8 protein-coding genes are annotated in these 21,173 nt (G+C 43.4%); 4 read left to right on the top strand and 4 right to left on the bottom strand.

What is annotated here, in order from left to right:
- The 4 genes from LBQ60_18375 to LBQ60_18360 form a co-directional block, all read right to left on the bottom strand.
- On the bottom strand, nucleotides 1–2,655 hold a 2,655-nt coding region (locus tag LBQ60_18375; protein ID MDR2039892.1), incomplete at its 3' end, for a tetratricopeptide repeat protein.
- A gap of 6 nt (nucleotides 2,656–2,661) precedes the next feature.
- Entirely contained in the window at nucleotides 2,662–3,738 is a 1,077-nt protein-coding gene (locus tag LBQ60_18370; protein ID MDR2039891.1) for a M20 family metallo-hydrolase, read from the bottom strand.
- Complete coding sequence (locus LBQ60_18365; protein ID MDR2039890.1) at nucleotides 3,735–4,682, bottom strand: N-acetylornithine carbamoyltransferase; 948 nt, start codon at nucleotides 4,680–4,682, stop codon at nucleotides 3,735–3,737. Before LBQ60_18365 ends, LBQ60_18370 begins: the two co-directional genes overlap by 4 nt.
- A gap of 37 nt (nucleotides 4,683–4,719) precedes the next feature.
- A complete protein-coding gene (locus LBQ60_18360; protein MDR2039889.1) occupies nucleotides 4,720–5,013 on the bottom strand; it encodes a hypothetical protein in 294 nt (97 codons plus the stop codon).
- 237 nt (nucleotides 5,014–5,250) lie between these two features.
- Here LBQ60_18360 and LBQ60_18355 point away from each other — a divergent pair, with 237 nt between their 5' ends.
- The 4 genes from LBQ60_18355 (at nucleotide 5,251) to LBQ60_18340 (ending at nucleotide 21,088) form a co-directional block, all read left to right on the top strand.
- Nucleotides 5,251–5,589, top strand: coding sequence for a hypothetical protein (locus LBQ60_18355; protein MDR2039888.1), 339 nt, complete (start codon nucleotides 5,251–5,253; stop codon nucleotides 5,587–5,589).
- Between the two features lie 794 nt (nucleotides 5,590–6,383).
- A complete protein-coding gene (locus LBQ60_18350) occupies nucleotides 6,384–8,804 on the top strand; it encodes a T9SS type A sorting domain-containing protein (protein ID MDR2039887.1) in 2,421 nt (806 codons plus the stop codon).
- Nucleotides 8,805–9,152: 348 nt separating this feature from the next.
- The gene (locus tag LBQ60_18345; GenBank protein ID MDR2039886.1) at nucleotides 9,153–20,000 is read left to right on the top strand and encodes a PKD domain-containing protein; all 10,848 of its coding nucleotides are present in this window, start codon (nucleotides 9,153–9,155) and stop codon (nucleotides 19,998–20,000) included.
- A 68-nt stretch (nucleotides 20,001–20,068) separates the two neighbouring features.
- Nucleotides 20,069–21,088 carry a PorP/SprF family type IX secretion system membrane protein gene (locus tag LBQ60_18340; protein MDR2039885.1) on the top strand — a complete coding sequence of 340 codons (1,020 nt, stop codon included), beginning with the start codon at nucleotides 20,069–20,071 and terminating at the stop codon, nucleotides 21,086–21,088.
- Nucleotides 21,089–21,173: the final 85 nt, after the last annotated feature.

The following is a 21,173-nucleotide window of genomic DNA, read 5'->3' as shown; positions in this document are numbered from 1 at the left end:
CAAATAAGGTAAGGTAAAATAAAAAACAGAACCGATATCAGGTTCGGATTCAACCCAGATATTTCCATGCAGCATTTCAACCAGATTCCTGGAAATGGCCAGTCCGAGCCCGGTGCCTCCGTACATTTTCAACGGATCATCGTTCAGTTGTTTGAACCGTTCGAAAATATATTCTTTCTTGTCAGAAGGAATGCCAATTCCAGTATCTTCCACGAAAAACAAAAGTTCGGAAGCATCTTTTCTCAATAAATAGCCAAAACGAATATATCCTTTAAGGGTGAATTTTATGGCGTTACCGATCAGGTTCGAAAGGATCTGGCGAACGCGGATCGGGTCCGACTGGATGAAACATGGATAGCGGAATTGTCTCCGGTCCAGGATTAATTCTATTTTTTTATCATTTCGGGCGATGATGTCATAGAAGAATACATCCAGTTCCTCCATAAGGTTGTTCAGGTCAAAGCTAACCGGATGTAGCGCCAACTGATGTGTATCTATTTTGGAAATATCGATAATATCTTCTATGATCTGAAGCAGTTGCTGTACATTGCTCCGGATGATCCGGATATAAGACTGGCGTTTAGCAGCAGGTAGGTTATCCTGTTCCAGAAAGCTCAGGAAGCCTACTATGCCGTTCATCGGCGTACGTATCTCATGTGACATGTTTGCCAGGAAGGATGATTTGAGCATATCCGATTCTTCAGCCTGTACTCTTGCACGGATCAATTCCGCCTCAAATTCTTTCCTGTCGGTAATATCAACAGCAATACCATCCCATACGATATTTCCATCATCATCCAGATGAGGCATGGCATTTTCGAGCAACCAAACCTCTTTTCCGTTTTTATTAAGGCGGAATTCGCAGGAATACGGCAACATAGTCTGTATGCTTTGCTGTTCCAGCCGGATTTTTTCCTCAAGGTCTTCTTTATTGATCCGATGATAGAAGGTATGGATATCTTTTTTGATCTCTTCGGGAGTTACACCTATCCACCTCTGGGCTGTGCTGCTGATATATGAAATACTTTCGTCGCCATTAGCCAGTACATGCTTCCGGTACATACAGCCTCCCGGAAGATTGTCGCTGAGGGTACGTAGCTGTATCTCGCTTTGTTGTAGTTTAGCCGTTTGTTCATGTACCCTCTCTTCCAGCCTGTCTTTATATTTAGAAAGTTCATTATGGGATTCCTGCAATTCTTCGTTGATCTCTTCGATTTCCTTCTGTTGCTTATGTAACTGATTGTTTACCTTTTTATTCAGTTGGTTTCCCCGTACAATAAAGACAAGCAGGATAACGATGAACAGCAGGGCTGTTATGATGGAATAAACGATGTAACGCTGTTGCCTGATGGCTTGTTCCTGTTGCTGTAATTCCATTTTTATCGCTTCATTCTGCTCTCTTTCTGCCTTTTCAAATTCATATTGCATGTTTAATAAAGAACTATCCCTTTCACTTTCGAATCTTAAAAGGGAATCCTTTACTGCCTGGTACTTTTGAAGTTCTACCATGGCATCGGTAAAATTACCTTGTCTTTCTTTTACTGCGATCAGGCCTGATAATGCATTTGACTGTATATTCGTAGTACCGGCTGATATAGAAAGAAGATAGGCTTCATTGAAAAATTTTCCGGCTTTATTTAAGGAATGATTGTCCAGATAATACCGTCCTAAGGAATAGTATGCAGAAGCCTGGGTCTGGGTGCTTTTCGATAAAATGGCCTTATCCAGGGCTTTTTTCTTGAAAAATTCAGCACTGTCAGACCTCGACTCAACCATAAAAATATTTCCCATGTTATTATATATCGAATATAATGTGGGATTACCGGGGTCAAGCGCTTCATATATGGACGCGGATTTCCGCAATAATGCCAGACGTTTTTCCGGATCATTCAGGTACAGGTTAGCCGCTATATTTTGAGTGATCCGTGCTACCTGCAACTGATCGTTCAATTCTTCATAAAGCTGTAAAGATTGGGCGTAATTATCTTCGACGTCCCAGACGTTACCCATTGCCAGATTGATCCTGGCAAGCATGTCATGCAAGGACGCTTCTCCGGCTTTATCTCCGGTCTCATGGGCTACTTTCAGCGCTTCCTCCACATAATTGATTGCTAAGGGATAGTCCTGGATGCTTTGGTAAAGCCGGATAATCTCGATATAGGCACTTAAAATGCCTTCGTTATTGCCTGATTGTTTCCAACGGGAAAGAGCATTTAATAAGTGGTTGAGGGAATAGTACAATTTTGATTGTTCCCGGTATAATATGGCGATGTTATAATAGTTCTGGGCCATACCCTCATTGTCTTTCAATTGCAGGGAAATTTCCAGTGCTTTTTGAAAATTTGATATGGCTAAATCATAATCTTTTTTGTGGAAATAGGCAATCCCGATGGTTCTTAGAAGTTCGGCTTCTCCTTTTAAGTTTTGTGTTTGTTCGGCAATTTTTAATCCTTTATTCAGGTAATTGAGTGCAACATCATAATCGTTCACCGGTTCAGACATCAGTTTACGGGCAATATTATTGTACTCTGTTACTTTTTCCGTATCAGAGACAATGGTACTTAACCTGATTTCGATGCTATCGACATCCAAAGCGAATGTTGCCCGAAACAGGTTCAACCCAATAATAAAGATAAACAGATGCTTTAAAGGCATTTAGAGCTAATTGAACGAAAAATTATCTAATAATTTAATATATATGTCGATCCCATGTCCTATTTCATCTAAAAAGATAAATTCATCGGCAGTATGTGAACGGGCTGAATTTCCCGGACCGATCTTGACGGACGTATAAGGGATCCGGGCCTGGTCGGATGTCGTTGGTGATCCGAAAGGCTGTAAGCCCAAAGAAAGTCCCTTCCTGACGATCGGGTGTTCCAGGGGAATAGAAGAGGAGTTGATGTGGGTAGACCTTGGTGTGATAATGCTGTTTTTTACATGTTTACGGATGATGTCCAATGCCTCTTCATTCCGGTAATGCTCGTTTGTCCGGACATCAACCACATACTGGCAATTATCCGGGACAATATTGTGCTGGTAACCGGCCTGTATCACCGATACGGTCATTTTTACATTTCCCAGCAAGCCGGATGTTTTGGGAAATGTGAAGTGACGAAACCATGCGATATCATCCAACGCCAGGTAAATAGCATTGATCCCTTCTTCCCGCGCAGCATGCCCGGTTTTTCCGTGTGTTTCACAATCAAGCACCATCAGGCCTTTTTCAGCCACAGCCATCTGCATTTGTGTCGGTTCCCCGACAATGGCCAGGTCAAGAGGTCCCAGGTCATCCAGGATCAGTGCGATCCCGTTTTTGCCGGTGATCTCCTCTTCGGCTGTAGCCGCATAGATCAGGTTGAACCTACGGTCTTTTTGCCGGTGATAATGAAGGAAAGTCATCATCAGGCTGACCAAAGAAGCCCCGGCATCATTACTACCGAGCCCATAAAGTTTTCCATCTTCAATAACAGGCGCAAAAGGATCTTTTGTCCATGAGGAAGATGGTTTCACCGTGTCATGATGCGAATTGAGCAGGATAACAGGTAAGTTCCTATCTATGGTTGAATGCACCCAGATATTGTTTCCTTTACGAAATGTCTGGCATCCCTGTCCAAGCAGAAACGATTCGATGATGGTTGCCGTCTGTTCTTCTTCCCTGCTTAGGGAAGGAGTGGCGATCAAACGCATCAGAAGTTCAACTGCCTGTTGAGACATCAGGTTTTCGGTTTTTCCGGTCATAGGTTATTTAATATTTCCCAGAGAACTGTCTGTGCCGAAACCACCCTGTTCGCAGCTTCTTCGATGACTATCGAATCAGGTCCGTCTATAACAGCATCCGAAACTACCAGGTTACGACGGACAGGCAGGCAGTGCATGAATTTCGCATGATCGGTCAAGGCCATATTTTCGCTATTGACCGTCCACGCCAGGTCTTCATTGAGGATCTTTCCGTAATTATGGTAGGAAGACCAGTTTTTGGCATAAACAAAATCGGCTCCGGCATACGCTTTTTTGCGGTCATATTCGATCGTGGCGCCTTTGGTGAAAGAAGGATCCAGCTCATAGCCCTCAGGATGAGTGATGATCACCTCGTATCCGGCAGCAACGGCCCATTCCGCAAAAGAATTAGGAACGGATTGAGGTAGCGCCCTGCAATGAGGGGCCCAGGCAAGCAATACTTTGGGACGCTCCTTTTTTTTGTATTGTTCAATGGTAATGATGTCGGCAAAGGACTGCAACGGGTGTCTTGTTGCCGATTCCATACTGACGACAGGCACACCGGCATATTGTATGAACTGGTTAATGACCTGCTCGGAATAGTCGGCTTCGCGATCTTTCAGTCCCGGAAAAGACCGGACCCCGATAATGTCGCAGTAACGTCCGATCACGGCAGCAGCTTCCTTGATGTGTTCTGCCTTATCCCCATTCATGACCACTCCGAACTCCGTCTCGATTTTCCATCCATCTTCATTGATGTTCAGTACCATAGTATTTATTCCCAGGTTTTGGGCTGCTTTTTGGGTGCTTAAACGTGTACGGAGGCTCGAGTTGAAAAACAACAGTACCATTGTTTTGTGCCGTCCGGCAGTTTCGTACTTAAAAGGGTCGGCCTTTATCTCAAACGCCTTTTTGATCAGTTTGTCCAGATTCGAAACATCATGTACCGATGTGAAGTGTTTCATATAAAAACGGTTTATATAATATTAAATATACGGAATTTTAAACAAATAGTTTTACGGCCACCACTCCCAGGGTAAGGAGAAGGGTGGCGGCAATGATCCCGCGTGTAGCATACCAGTATTCCTTATTCAGGAAAAGATAAAAAATGATCAGGTTAGGGATCGCACACAGACTCAGTATTTTTGGCAATGCGCGCATTTTGGCGGAATACACCAGGTACTCCCCGAAAGGGATGTGGGCATACATGATCAGGTAAAAAATAAAGAATAAGAGCAGTGGCAGGGCGATCCCTGATACCAAACCGATCCAAAGTTTGTTCCAACGTCGACTCATGACGGAAAAGTTTAAATAAATGACAAATTTAACATTTGTTTTTGTTTTTATGCCAAAAGAGGGAAATAGCCCTTCTATGTTTTATTGGGACAGCATGACGGAAGTGTGCTGTGGGAAAGATGATTATGTATGTGTTTTATAAGTGTACCGGATAAATTTATTGAACTTTTATACGGCATTTTTGTTAATTGTAATTATCAGGAATAATACAGAATATTCACTAATAAACAGGAAACTATGAAAAAAGGATATTTTTTATTTTTACTATGGGGAGTATCTTTTTCGGAAATAGCGTTTTCAAAGATCTGTCACGAAACAGATGAAGAAGGGTTACACGTATTTTTACATCAACTTTCGATAGAAACCGGCAACATGGATCCGGAAGTTTCCGAAATGGCGATTTCGGATGCATTTGGCTGGCATTTACTGGAAGAATGGGTCGGTAAATTAGGTACCAGTCAATTATATAATCCCAGTGATGACTTGCTGGAATATGCCCAGATCATAGGGATGTTGATCCTCTTCGGTTTTGTATTGGTGGTCATTGTCGATTCATTTTTTAATAAGTTTGAATGACGATATGCTGATTTTAAACACTCAGTGTTCTTAAGTTGCATTGATCAAGTGAATTGTGTTCAGTAAATATAGCATTAATTGTTTTATATTACTTATTATATAGATTCCAATAAATACGTCCACATATTTCGTTTAGATAATTACTCACGAGGGCTTACGCTAAGTTTATAATATGAATGGCTTAAAGATATTCAATGTGTAATAATCAATAAAAAATATCTCATTGAACATTTATGACGGATATTTTGTTTGTATTATATAATGCGTTATAACATAAATTATTAACCTAAAATAAAAATGATCTCATTGTGCCTGTGGAAAAACCTTTTCACAAAGCCGGCTGAAATATACACATTTTGAAATTTTAGATTTGATCATTTGTATTATTAATTGGAACTTCTTCGTATTGCTTGTTGATGTATTTCTTAATTAAAATGATGATTAACGAATATTATGGCCGCCAATGCCTACTGATAAGGTGGTTCGCTAAAAGCAAACTCCTTTCTTGTATACATGTAAAGCAGGAGTTTTCCTTTTGTTTGACGAAGTCCGGAGACTTTGCCGAACAAAAGCGCTTTTTGATATAAATTTTAAATAAAAATATGAAAAAATAAAACAAAGTGTGTAAAATTTCATTATTTTTCGAGAAATAATAATGAAATTTATATAAATACGAAACAAAAATCTCATAAATTAAGAGTAATTAAATACGCATTATACTATTGAAAGGGTTTGATCAAGTAAATGGGAAACAAATATCTATTTAAATTTTTATTAACCTAAATTATTTTACCATGAAAAAAATTTACGCTTTAATTTTAACAGGAGTCTTGTTGTTTTGCTCGGGAAAAGTGTTCTCGCAAAACTATCATGAAGACGATAAGGAAGGGTTGCGTACGTTTTTAAGGCAACCTTCTACTGTATCCGGAAAATTAAATTTGGAAGCATTAGGCCTGTCTGTTACAGATACACTTGACTGGACTGTATCAGAGAATTGGATCACTAAATTGAACACTGCCCGAATTTGTGTCTGGAATTCGAATAATCCCCAAAGGTTGACAGGATTTACCTATGGAGGGCTATCAGAACCTCGATTGTCTGGATCATTGGATTGCAGTAAATTTCAATATCTGATTACATTGGTATGTCGCACCAATGATTTAAGTAGTCTGAATGTTACTCAAAATAGCTATCTGGAAACATTGGATTGTTCTTCTAATCCATTAGGAACTTTAAACATATCCCAAAATACGAACTTAATCAATTTAAACTGTCAGAGGAATCAATTAGTGAGTTTAGATGTATCGAACAATCCTAATTTGAATTCATTGACTTGTGATTATAACCAAATTAATAGTCTGGATGTTAGTACTCATCCTAATTTGGCTACCCTAATTTGTACAGAAAATCAACTAAGTTTTTTAGATGTGTCGAATAATTTATTATTGAGAATGTTATCTTGTGGTCATAATCGATTGGTATCTTTGGATCTTAGAAATAATGCTTCATTGATCGATTTACAGTGTCATTTTAATCAATTAGCAGATATAGATATATCAAGGAACATTAATCTTACCAATGTGAGCTGTTCTTCAAATCAACTGGTATATCTGGATGTTAGTCAAAATATAAACCTGAAAAAATTATCGTGTGATTGGAATCAATTGACCGGTCTGGATGTTTCAGGAAATATTTTATTAACTAACTTGAGTTGTGGTGCAAACCAACTTGATACATTGGATGTTTCCCGGAATATTTTAATGCAACAATTAGAATGCAGTAATAATCCGTTAAGAAATTTGGATGTCAGGCAAAATGTTAATCTGAAAAGTTTAACCTGTACTTCATGTCAGTTAACAAGCCTGAATATTAACCAAACCAGCCAACTGAACACTGTGCGCTGTAATTACAATTTTCTGAAATTTTCAGCTTTGCCTGTTTTGAATATACCTAGCTACAGTTACGACCGGCAAAAAACAATTGACGGTGGAGAAGTTACTTATGATCAGGAAATAGATTTAAGCAGTGAATATATTGTAAATGGGAATTATACCAATTATAGATGGTGGGAGTATATTAGCGAAAATAATTCCAGGAGTGTTAATGTTCAGGACAACGATTCAGGCAGGTTTGTACCCGGGGAAGAAAATGCCGGAAAAATATTGATCTGTAAAATGACGAATGCAAGTTTTCCCAGTTTGATTTATCTGGAATATCAGGTAAAAGTAAAAGCTAATCTGAAATTACTGGATCATCTGGCTCTGGACGAAAGCCCGCGGCCCGACTATTATGAAGCCCGGTCGGGCGAAACTTTTAAAATATATGCCCATACTACAGCACATCCCGATTCCGTTAAGATCGGCTTATTCAAAACCAATAACTTTTTCGTGGAAGATATTCATATTTCCAGATCAAGCTATACGTATACCTGTCGTATTTCGAATTCAATGACTTCCGGGAGCTATATGATCCAGCCATATATTATGGAGAACGGTATCCGGCAGATCATAGAAAGGCCAGCCAACAGCCATTTGGTAGATAAACTGCCTTTTTCTTTTACCCGGATAGCAGGTTACTCGGTATTTTCCGGTCCTGTATCAACTTCTACGATATTACAAAGCCATTTGGTATTGAATACTTCAGAACGGAATTTTCATAAGGTATATATAGATACTCCATTCCGGGTGGTGGTTAACGTGCCGGTAACAACAAACACACGAATGGGGTTGTTCGATTCGTTCGGTAATTTTATGGAAGATGTGACTGTGTCAGTAGCTGCCAAAGTTTATACCTGTCAGGTCTCCTGGAGTATTTTCCCGGATTATTATATGCTGATGCCTTATGAAGAAGTGGATGGAGAAATCCGTATTATAGAACGCATGGCCGGAGCAGCCGTGATGGACCGTTTACCCATAGCGGTCGATTACGACTTTGGCCTATTTTCAGAAAAGGAAAATTCTACTGAAAAAAGTAAAAAGTTAATGGAAAAACAAGAACCTGAAATTTCGTTTTATCCCAATCCGGTGGTGAATGACGTGACTGTCCAAGCCGATTCGGATATACTCACCATACAAATTTATGACCTCAATGGAAAAATGGTGAAGTATGCGAAACGGTCATCCCAAATCTCAGTATCTGGTTTGCAGCCGGGAACCTATTTGTTAAAGGTCACTACCAGTCAGGGGACAACTGTCCGGCAGATTATAAAAGAATAATTGACGGACTGTAAAAAACAGCATTTGCAGGAAACGACTTCAATCATATTATTGAGGTCGTTTCATTTTTCAGATAGAATGAGTATTCCGACGATTCCATTAAACAAGATTGATGATGCGAATTGAATTAAGGTGTTGTGTGTCTTTTGATTGTTTTATCGATCATTAAATCCTGTTGTTGATTAAGTGATTGTTTGTATTTTTACAACTTAATTAATGAATCAAAAAGAATAAACCTTTTTTTCTTTTTTCCGTATACGTAGAAAATAACTGTGTATACGTATAACCTGTAGTTTTCAGGAAATAGTGTTTTTTTAATGAATGTTTCAGATCTGAAGTGATATAATTATGACGCAATTTATCTATAAACACACACCGGGGTATAAAAATATTTTAAAGGCCGTATTTTTATTCTTCACTATAATCATTTTTAATCCTAAAGTAAATGCTCAGAATTGTGCTATATGGGAAGATAATGATACCCGTCCGGGTACACTTAATGCTCAATATTGCGCCCCACGTGATTATAAAGTTACCATTAGAAGAACGGTAAGCCATGTGAGTTTGCCGGCTAATGATCTGGTATTGGGCTACATTTGGGGTGATGGAACTACAGATGAATGGGATGTTGCTGCTATGATAGCCGCTGGAACCATGACTGCTACGAATAATGGCGATGGAACAACTACTTATCAAATAACTAACCAAGTTTCACATGTTTATCCCGTTTCTAATGATTGTGTTTACCAGTCTCAATCCTATATTCGTTCAAAAACAGGAGGATATACCTGTTTAAATAAAGAAATATACAATGTAACCGTTTGGTCAAGAGATAGTCAGGGAATGGGACAATTGGTATTTAAGGATGATATTACCAATGAGCAGGTATTCCTTGTTTGTGAAAAGCAGGAAGTAAACATCACTTTTACAGATAATACCATTTTAGCATGTAACCGGGATCCGAGAGAAGAAATTCTGGATTATTATACCAATCAGAGAGACCGTGTCGTACAGTTCGTATATGGAGTCGGTGCCAGCAATATACCTGAGGTTACCGTTGGTTCCACGCCTGTTTCGGATCCTTTAGGAGTGGCTACTCCTTATTCGGAAACGGAAAGGACAATTTCAGGTTTTATTCTGAATCAGAATATAAATGAAACCACACAAAATATACATATACCGCCGAATGTAACTACGGCGGGGCAACGTTTTTTTATCGAAGCCCGGCATTGGAATTATTGTAATCCTTTTCCCGGCGATTATGACCTTATTACCGCTGAAATACTGGTAGTACCGGCTCCGCCGGATCCTAAGGATGCCACACTCACTTTTTGCTTTTCGGGGCAGTATTCGATTGCACCGAATTATACTGTAACTGTTGAGCATGAAGCGGCTCTTGGGGCCATGGTTCCCGGAGAATACGAATGGTATGCGGACAATGGCGGTTCCGTCGGTCCGCTGGTCCGGACAAAGGTATATACGGGAAGCGGTACCGGTAACCAGTTCGATCCCACTTCGTCTGCGGATGTTCCGGCTGCTTTTGATTCATACCGGGTAAAACCCAATGTTCCCGGAGAATATGTGTTCTGGGTGCGTTACCGTTTTGATGACAAAACCCCCGGTACTTCCTATACCTGTGAATCTAAATTTGCGAAGATCACATGGGTGATACGTAATGATATTTCCGGTGCACCCGGAACACCAGGCGGGAAAAAAGAAGGATGTCCGGACGAAGTACTTACGTTGAGCTATCCTGGAGCCCCAAATACCGAAACCTATGGCGGCGCTACCCGGTTTGTCTGGGAATACAGCATCAATAACGGATCTACATGGATTCTGGGAGATCCCGGGAATGTTTTAAATCTTCTGGAGTTAACACCCACCGATGCTACCGGACAAAATGCCACCATCAAGTTGAAAAGCTATCCGGTAGCTCCGGCTACCAACACAATACAGATCCGGGTGCATCGAGAATGGGTGAACGGGACTCAATTCCCCGTTTCCGGAACCTGTCGTTATACCTATACAGGGAGTACCTGTGATAAATGTCCGGGTGCATCCACTACTTTTAACCTGACGGTAAATCCTCAGCCTATGGCCAACCTGACCAATGGCGGGGAAATATGCCCGGATGAAACCATTGACCTGACGTTGAACGGGGTATATGCAAAAAGAAATACCAGCGGGCAATACCAGGTGGAAGTGACCCTGACCAATGGGGAAACCAACCAGTATACCTTTACCTCTGTACCTTATACTACGACCATTACCGCCAATCCGGCCAACGGAACGGTAACAGATTATAAAATTACTCAATTAAAAGACCTGACAACCGGCTGTACCTCAACGGCTTCGCCTAAGATTACGGGTACGGCAAAGGTTCTCAAACGATCTGTACTATCTGCTCCTACCTGGGTAAACAAGCCGACAGATGACTTATGTTCCAATACAAGTTATTTATGGCAAACTTCACCGACTCCAAATCCTATAACATTAGTGGGGCAGTCTGGGGCATCCAACGAAACTGTCAACACACAAAATTATTGGACATGGGATGGTACATACTTTGGAACAAATAATCCGCAGAGTAAAACTACGGAAACTACCACTTTAGCAGACGGAATAAAGAGAACAATTGGGGTTGTATTCAGATATAGTTCAGCAGCCAACCGATCTGGTAAGGCAGATAAGTTTTGTTCATCTCCGATGTTATCCCAGGAGCATACGATTTTACCTGTTCCCAAAACATCGGTAACAGGTTCTCAAACTGTTTGTAATGATGTTGCTTCCGTAAATATTACCTTAAACGCTACAGGTATCAAAAATTCTAATTGGCAGATTGTGTGGCAGTTGCGAAAAGGAGGGACGCCTGTGGGGTCTCAGACTTTATTAACCATAGCTGGCACAACTGGAGGTTCGGGCAGTGCTAATATAAATATACCACTGATTACATTTGATCCTGTGGCGACCACACGTCCAGGTACTTATACTTTTGAAGTGCTAACCGTGACCCAGGACCGTGGACTTTGTACCGGTCAACCTTCTGGTTCGGCTACCATTATCATACGTCAGACGCCTACGGCTACATTGTCCGGAAGCCAGAATATCTGTGAAAAAACGGATGCTACCATCAATCCACCTGATTTTGTATTATCCGGCAATGCCGGAGGAACTTATACGGTAACCTATACTACTGATAAACTAGGTGCAGGTTCTCAGACAGTAACTGTAGCAGCAGGAGCCTCTTTGTCCGTTCCCGCATCCATGATCAAGGAAGGTACAGATGTTACTAATGTGACTATTACCAGTGTAACCCAGACTGTAGGGACCCTGACCTGTACCGGTACTCCTTCCGGTACCCATCAGATCAATACGGCAGCCAATCTTGATGCCGGAGGGGATAAAAGCACCTGTGGACCTAGCATTACCATGACCGCCACAGCCGGAGCCGGAGCCAACTGGGTAAAAGTAAATCCGGCGGATCCTATTTCTTTCAGTAATGTGACAGATCCTTCGGCCGTTGTTACAGCTACTGCTGTGGGTGTGTACGAGGTAGAATGGAATAATCCGGCAGGCGCAGGCTGTTCCGACCGGATCAAACTGACTTTCGAAGCACTTCCCAATCCGTCTAAAATAGAACCGACCTCTACGGTCGTTTGCGGATTGAAGAAAGAACTTACCGGCACTACTACGGACCCAGGAGGAATGGAACCCTGGGAACGTGGAGAATGGGTACTGGTTTCAGGTCCAGGAACGGTTGTTTCCCCGGCTATGCCGTCTACTTCCCCCGTTACCGAATTTGAAGTCAGCGTGCCTGGCGTATATAAATTTGGATGGACGGTTTCCAGTAATTGCGGAAGCGCGGCCCAGGCTACCATCGACATTACTTTTAAGCCGGTTCCGATAACCACACAGGTAGCGGATATTTCTCTTTGTCCGACTGACAATTCAACCATAACCTTTACAAATGCCAATGGTCTGACAGGTGTTACCTACAAATGGACCTTTAATGGCACCACCACTACAGGAAATCCGGCAGTCATTACGGCGCCTGCCAACAATACCACCACCAACCAGATCTATCCGGTATCGGTGGTAGGTTCGCTAGATGGTTGTGACGCAATCCCCATGGTATTCAATGTAACGGTAAAACCCAAACCGGCCTTATCACCTATTTCCGATAAGGTGCTTTGCCCGCAGGAAAGTTTTGTATTGTCCCTGAATCCTGCATTGAATAAACCGGTTACCTATACCTGGGCAGGAGATCCAGGAGCGCATCCGAATTCGGGAATGTCTGACGGAACCGCTACCGTTAATGTATCTCCTTATCTGAAGTATCTGGAAGCCGGCCTTACTTCCGGCGTGACGGCAGAAACCGGCGATCTGAAAGTGACAGCTACAGTAGACGGATGTACCAGTGATCCGGAGACCTTTACGGTGAAAGTTAATCCACGTCCTGATATTACACTGACTAATCCGAATCAGGAATATTGTTCCAACGAATCCCTGACCCAGTCGGATCTGACCACTTTCTCTACGGGTGTGGCCAATGCTACCATGACCTGGACCTATACAGGACAAAATACGGGATTATCCGGCACCGACCGTCCGGCTATTCTGGTTCCGGGATCGGTCAGTCCCGAAGAATATACTACCAGCGTATTCACTACGGCTGATAATAACGGTGCTACCAATCGCGTGGGTACCGTGACCGTTAAGTCTACGGCGGAAGGTTGTGTGGCTACCGAATCATTCACGGTTACATTGAAGCCCCGTCCGATCATTAAGTCGATCCCTTCCCAGGAGCTTTGCGGAGCCAATGCGCCGGGTACTTATTTCAACAGTATTGTTCCTGTTCCGGAATATGCTTATGTTCCTTCTTATGCGTTTACCACCAGTGGGGACAACTTTAATCATACAATAGGTGCTTCCAGCGTTACCGCTATAGAAATACCTGTCAATACTACCGGATCTGATATGGCTATGGTGGTCAGGGTGGTTCCGAAGTTGAACGGCTGTGACGGTAATCCGACAGATGTGACCTTAACTGCACACTCCACACCATTGATCTCAGCCATCAATAACCAGGCGCTCTGTTCTACCACGTCGGAGGTCTTTGATGCTGTGACGCTTTCCAGCAGTAATATACCGGCAGCACAGATCAGTCAGATTCAGTGGACCTTTACCGGTGATGATGTAGGAAAAACAGGCAGCGGTTTAGGGGATATTCCTTCTTTCCCGCCCAGGACCAATGATTCTCCGGATGATTGGGTGGCTACCGTACAGGTAGTCGCAACGACCCAGTACGGTTGTGTGAATACCACTCCGGCTACATTCACCTATACGATATATCCTTCTCCTAAAATTAATCCGGTAACGACTCCGGCACCGTTCTGTCCCGGGGAATCAGTTGGTGGCATTAATTTCTCCTCCCAGATCACCAAGCCAGGAGTAACGGTTACCTATAACTGGAACACCAGTGTGGATGTCGGCCTTCCGACCACCCCGCAGACAGGAAATATCCCTGCATTTACCGCCGGGAAGAACAAGAATTATACTTCTTCGAACAAGGTGGCTACAGTTGAAGTGACCGCCGTATCATCGGATAAATCTCCCGTATCGGGTCAGTTCTGTTCCTCGGTAAATACATTATATATACCGTATACTTTAAAGCCTGCGCCTAAGATGTCGGTGATCCAGGATCTACGGGAGTGTCCGGAAATAACGGTGCCGGGCATCCAGATAAAGACAGATAACCTGCCGAATACCCCATCGGGAGATATTAAATGGATATTGGATAATGCCGGTATTTCCGGTGGTAATTCCACTACTCCTTTAAATCTTACGGGAACAGGGAATATTCCGAGTTTCACCACTAAAGAAAATGCAGGGCCTGGTAACCTGACCGGTCAGTTCGAGGCATCGGCCAAAGTAAACGGATGCCAGGGAGATACCGTTAAATTTAAGGTCATCATTAAGCCGACCCCGGATGTTACTGTTCCTGCAGATCAGATTTACTGTACCAGTGAGTTGACAGCTACATCGACATTCAGCAGTAGTTTCACAGGTATATCGTATGAGTGGACCCCCAGTGGGGACAGGATCGGGTTACCCTATCAATATGAAACCAATAATATCGGTTCCGCCGTGCCCGGTTTTAATACGGTAAATGCCACATTGACGACCTTAACGGCTACTTATACGGTGAAGTCGTTAAAAGACGGATGTTACAGTGATCCCAAAACGTTCACGATGATGGTTGCTCCGGTACCACAGCTGACACCTTATGCCAATATGACCGCATGTGCGGGAGATCCGATCAATCCGGCTGCTTTTAGCGTACAGACTGATAATCCCGGTGGCAATACCTATACCTATGATTATATATGGAGAGTTGAAACCGGATATTTTAACGAAATGCAGTCTTTGCCGTTGGCTACATCACCGGTATTCAATAATTTCCCGACCAACGGAACAGGTAACCTTCCTGCTTTTGTAGGCGATACGACACGGCGTAGTGATTATTTTCCACCCAATACCATGTGGGGTGGTTCGCAAAAAAACGTGACTATCAGCGTTCTTCCACAGCTTTCTTTCCAGGTTAATCCGGCAAAAGTTTGTTCTAATAACTCAGCAGCACAGCTTGTGCGTGTTCAGATCAATCCCATACCAAATACCAAAATATCTCCTCCAACTGATAATTGTGTCGGTGGAAGTAAACCAAGGATACTGTATGATGTTAATCCTTCCACCGTGGGCTCTACATATAGTTGGAGTTATGAAGAACTTCCGACACCGGTACCCGGTCATCCGTCCATTCCTTCTCCGGATAACAGCGCATTTCAGGTTTATGAATATCCTACTCCGGCTTTGCCATGGAAAGGGTATATTACGGTGCAGGAAACCAATAATTTTGGTTGTACGGCTCCTCCGGCGAAACAATACGTCGCCGTGGTACCTAAACCTATTGTAGATGCCGGTCCGAACATCACGATTTGTGCAGGGGATCAGGTACAGTTGAACGCTACCCTGGTTCAGGGCGACCCCGGATCGACCCTGGATTGGTATCCATATAGATTTATTGTAAAGGATGGAGGTACGCTTACCCCGACCGTTACAGGTACTACCAATTTCTTCGTCTACCTTACAGCCGAGGATGGAGGGTGCCGTAGTGATGCGGATACTGTATTTGTGTCTGTGAATCCTACACCTAATGCTCCGGCTTTAACCGGTCCGACCTATTGTTCTTCAGTGGCGAATAAGTTGGTGCAGGCCACCGGTATTGGTAAAAATACGGATGGTGTAACAGATAATTATATTCGCTGGTACCGGATCGATGGCGCGGATATTCCGATCAATACGGCAAATAACCAGTCTTCCATCAATGTGGCGGATGATACGACCCACCCGAATGCGTTGCCTGCGGTATTGAATTATACCGGTCCGCTGGACGAAGCCGATGTAAGATATGGTGTGTATGTATTCAATGATAAGAACTGTGTCAGCGACACCACCTTTACATCGTTGAAAATCAGGAAAACACCGGCAGCTCCGGCTTCTGATGTTATGGAATATTGCCATAACGGCTTGACCATGTTTGATCTGGATGCCGGAAAGAGCGTCAATTGGTACACCGATTCTACCACCAATATGGTTTTCTATGGCAATCCCTACAGGGCTACAGGTACTGTCGGGGATACGAAATATTTCATTGCCGAAGTCGGGGCCAACGCATGTCTCAGTTACTTTGCGACAAAGACATTACGCGTCCATCCGGATCCTGTGACATCTATGGATCTGTCTGATGATAAGGGATGTGCAGACTTCCTGATCAAAGCGAAAAATACCGCCAATGAAGCCAATGTCACTTACTTCCTTAACTGGGGTGATTTAACGGCGGATGATCCTGCTCCATTCAATACAGAGGTACCCCATACCTATATCAATGATATGCCCACGGCCATTCAACGGGTATTGACCCTGAATGCCCTGAGTACGGTAAATAAAGACAGGTATGGTAATTTCTGTTCCGGTTCCCTGAGCCGGACCATAACTGTATATCCTAAACTGAAGGTCGATTTTTCAGCCAATTCTTTTGAAGTGTGCGATCAGTCGGAAGTAACGCCTGCTTCCCGGATCCCGACGCAATTCACCTCTTTTGCGCAGAATATCCAGTCTTATGCCTGGGATTTTGACGAAGATAATGTTGCAGATGCTACTGTTCCGCATCCTTCGTGGGTTTTCCAGAGCCGGGTAGCTGCTCCGAATAAATATTCCCAATCCGATGTAGTGAATGTTAAATTGACAGCCACTGCCGTTTATAATTCCGGTACGCCCCAGCAATACTTTTGTAGCGCCGATGTTACCAAACCGGTGACTGTCCGTCCTGCACCTAAAGCTGAATATACACTTTACGCATCAGATAAGACAAGCCCGGCACCTGCTTTCCTCTGTTCTCCGGAAAGCCTTTGGTTCGACAATCTTCAGTGGACTCCGGGTTCTCCTCCGGGTACTGGTGTTAATACGGCTGCTACCCAGTATTTATGGGAAGTAGACGGCGTACCTAACAGGGGTGCGGATACCTTGTATCAGTTCAATAATGAGACATTCTTTGCAGAATTTAAGACGCTGACCCTTAAGGCGACCAATGAGTTTGGCTGTCAGGATACTTCCCTGAAGACTATTAAGGTGATGCCCGTCTTAACCGTAGATTTCACGGCTGATACAGCGGGATGTGCTCCATTTGGCGCAGGTATCCGTAATATATCCAGAGGATCGCAGGTTTTCCGCTGGTATTGGGATATGCCCACGAAACCCGCCGATGGCCTGCCTGTTTCTTCGAATCCCAGCGATCCGAATTATGGTGTGGCTACAGTAGATCCGTTAAATTTTGTTTTTGCCAATCCTTCTCCTTCTGCCAAGAAAGTGTATCATGTGTGGTTACAGGCGGAAAACGGAATAGGTGCAGAGAAATGCTATAAGAACAAAGATACGCTGATCACCGTGTATCCTATTCCGAATGCAACATTTATCCATAATGTAACGGGTTATATCTGTCCTCCGGATTCCGTGTTATTTACCAATACTTCCCAGTCAAACCTGTTGACCACTAAATATAACTGGTCTTTCGGGGATACATATGAAAAGGATGTATATGATACCAATCCGTTTTATTACAAGTATAGTAATACTTCGGGAAGCCGGATGAATAACCATCTGGTGACGCTCACTTCATCCAATACTTTTGGCTGGCATGTTTGTGAGAATTCATCGAGTACCTACATCTCCGTCGGTCCGGAAGTAATAGCTGAGTTCGACGGTCCGCCGGATGGTTGTTCCCCGGTAGATGCCCGTTTTGCCAATCAGTCAACGGGTGCCAACCAGTACCTCTGGAATTTTGGTCCTGGTTATCCGACCCAGACAGGTCCGTTGCCCAGCAATCGTTATGTAAATCCGAGCAATAGTAATCCTCAGTATCTGAAAGTATTGCTGACCGCATCCAACCAGTGGTGCAGGGATACGGTTACCCATCCTTTTACTTTGTATCCGGAACCGCATGTCGATTTTGATATTTCCGTGAACCAGGGATGCCAGCCACTGGAAGTTATCTTTACCAACAAGTCATATCTCAATCCGGCTACCGGTATGATGTATGTCTATGAGTACGGGGATGTTTCGGCTGATACTACCTATGCGGTGAGTACCTTGACCAAACATATTTATTCGAACACCCAGGCTTCAAATACGCTGGTACATCCGGAGTTGATTGCTGAGAATGTATGGGGTTGTACGGCCTCCACTTCGACAGGCATTACCGTGTTCCCATTTGTGAGGGCGGATTTCGTGACGGTTGGGGATACCATAGGTTGCGCTCCGCTTGAGGTGAAATTCACGAATGGCTCTAGGGGTTATGGCGACGGTAATGTGATCTGGAATTTTGGCGACAATGTGCTTTCATCACAGATCAACCCGATCCATACGTTTGATAATCAAAGTATGTCTAATACAGCAGTTTATCAGGTTGAGCTGAAAGTGTGGTCGGGAACCTGTACTGATAGTGTAACCAAAGAGATCGTGGTATACGGAAAACCGGTAGCTGATTTTGTGGCTACACCATCCTTCCAGTTCTATCCTGATGCGCCGATTACCATCACCAACCAGATCCCGGCAGCTGATAAAAATAATCTGAGGTATAGCTGGACGTTGGCAGAACAAGGTTCGGGAACACCCAGTGTTATTTCCAGCCTGCCCGATCCTTCCCCGGTACACATCAATGCATGGGGCAAATATGAGATCACGCAGAATGTAAGCACCTGGAACGACGAATGCCCCAATTCCAAGACAATGGTGGTAGAGATAGATGCGCCTGTTCCTGTGGCAAGGTTTGATTCGGTGCCTCCCGCCTGTATGCCGTATGAGGTTCAGTTTAAAAATAATTCACGGAACGGTAAGGTATATAACTGGTCATTCGGTGATGGCTCCACATCGAGCCTGGAAAATCCGGTACATACCTACCAGGATGCAGGGACATATACCGTAACGCTTACAGTTACCGGTGATGCTGCCTTCCCAAGTGTCACGACACAGCAGGTAGTGGTGCATCCCGTACCAAGGGCTGCCTTCGAGGTCAAACCTGACTTCCTGTGGGTAGGACAGACGCTTCGTGCCTTTAATTATACGACGGCTCAGAATAGTCTCGGACAGCCATATGATATATGGTATCGTTGGGATTGGGGTGACGGATCGGCTATCGATACGACCATGAATCCTGACCATATTTACCGGAAAGCAGGAAGCTATGATATTACCCTGACTACAGGGACATATACCGATCCACAATGCGTCACTACCCTGACCATTCCGGGCGCTGTAGAACTGGAAAATGCGGGCGATGTGATCTTCCCGAATACCTTTAAGCCAAAAACAGACGGAGAGCCCAGCGACCAGATCAGCGACCGTGGTTACCAGAACTGGTTGTTCTATCCTCCGGTGTTGAGTCCGACCCGTTCGTACCATCTGACCATCTATAATCGTTGGGGACAATTGATTTTCGAAACGAAAGACCCGACCAGGGGATGGAATGGATATTTCAAAGGCCAGCTATGTCAGGAAGGTGTATATGTTTATAAGATCGAGGGTGTATTCGAAACAGGCCAGACTTTCTCTAAAATGGGTGATGTCTTGTTGTTGAGATAATGATGCACAAATATGTAACTTCCTAACCATATATTTCGTAAAAGGAGAAAGATAGTTATTAGATTGTGATGATAAGATTTTATATATTTACTTTAGTGATAGTGGTTTCCATGGGTTTGCCGATATCTGCGCAGGATGCACAGTTCTCGCAATATTATGCCAGCCCGTTGCTTATCGCACCCTCTTTTGCCGGAAATTCATTGGGTTCAAGAGCCTTTGTCAGTTACCGGGACCAATGGGCAAAACTACCGGGTTCATTTTTGACCTATTCGGTAGGGATAGACCATAATTTCTATGCCATCAACAGTGGCATCGGATTGGTCTTTCTGAGGGATGTTATGGGCTCCGCCAAATATGGAATGACCCAAATCAAGGGTTTGTATTCCTACCGTTTTAATATCAATGATGATTGGCGGATCCGCCCGGGGATATCATTTTCTTATTCTCAACGCAGTATTAAGTATTCAAGTACAATTTTTCCCGATCAGATATCCGAGACAGGTACGAGTTCTTCCAGTGTGGAACAGGATACCAAACCTTATTATTACTTTGATGCCGGATCATCTGTGGTGCTTTATAACCGGAGAATGTGGTTCGGTCTTACTGCCGACCATTTATTGCGTCCCAATGCGTCGACCACCCGCCGGGATGAGTCTCGTATTCCTATCCAATGGTCCCAATTCGGAGGTATCAATTTCGGGTTAAGGAACAATGTCGGTAGAACACCTGAAGTGATTTCTATGAATTATATGTTCAAGATGTCCGAGGGTTACTACCAGCTCGATATTGGCGCCAACTGGTATCGTGCGCCGTTATTGCTGGGTGTCGGATGGAGGGGATTACCCAGTAAGGACCATCCGTCTTATGATGCCCTCATCTTCACTGTCGGTGTCGCCTTTAATAATATTGCCATTGGATATAGTTATGATTTTACCGTATCTAATTTAGGACCGGCTACAGGTGGTTCCCATGAAATAACCGTTTCATTCTCCTTTAATGAAGGAAACAAGTCAAACAGAAGGGGTTCCATACCATGTCCCGATGTTGTTAAGTTTAAAATGTTCGGTGATAAGGAAAGCTTTAGATAAATCAATCCAACTTATTTTATACCTATAGGAGAGGGCTATCCGAAATGATAGCCCTCTCTTTTTAATTGGGCTATAGCCAATTCAG

It is taken from the genome of Bacteroidales bacterium, assembly GCA_031275285.1.
In the GTDB taxonomy this organism is placed as follows: domain Bacteria; phylum Bacteroidota; class Bacteroidia; order Bacteroidales; family UBA4181; genus JAIRLS01.
Note: the sequence above shows the minus strand (reverse complement) of the source record. Positions and strands in the feature narration are given on the sequence as shown.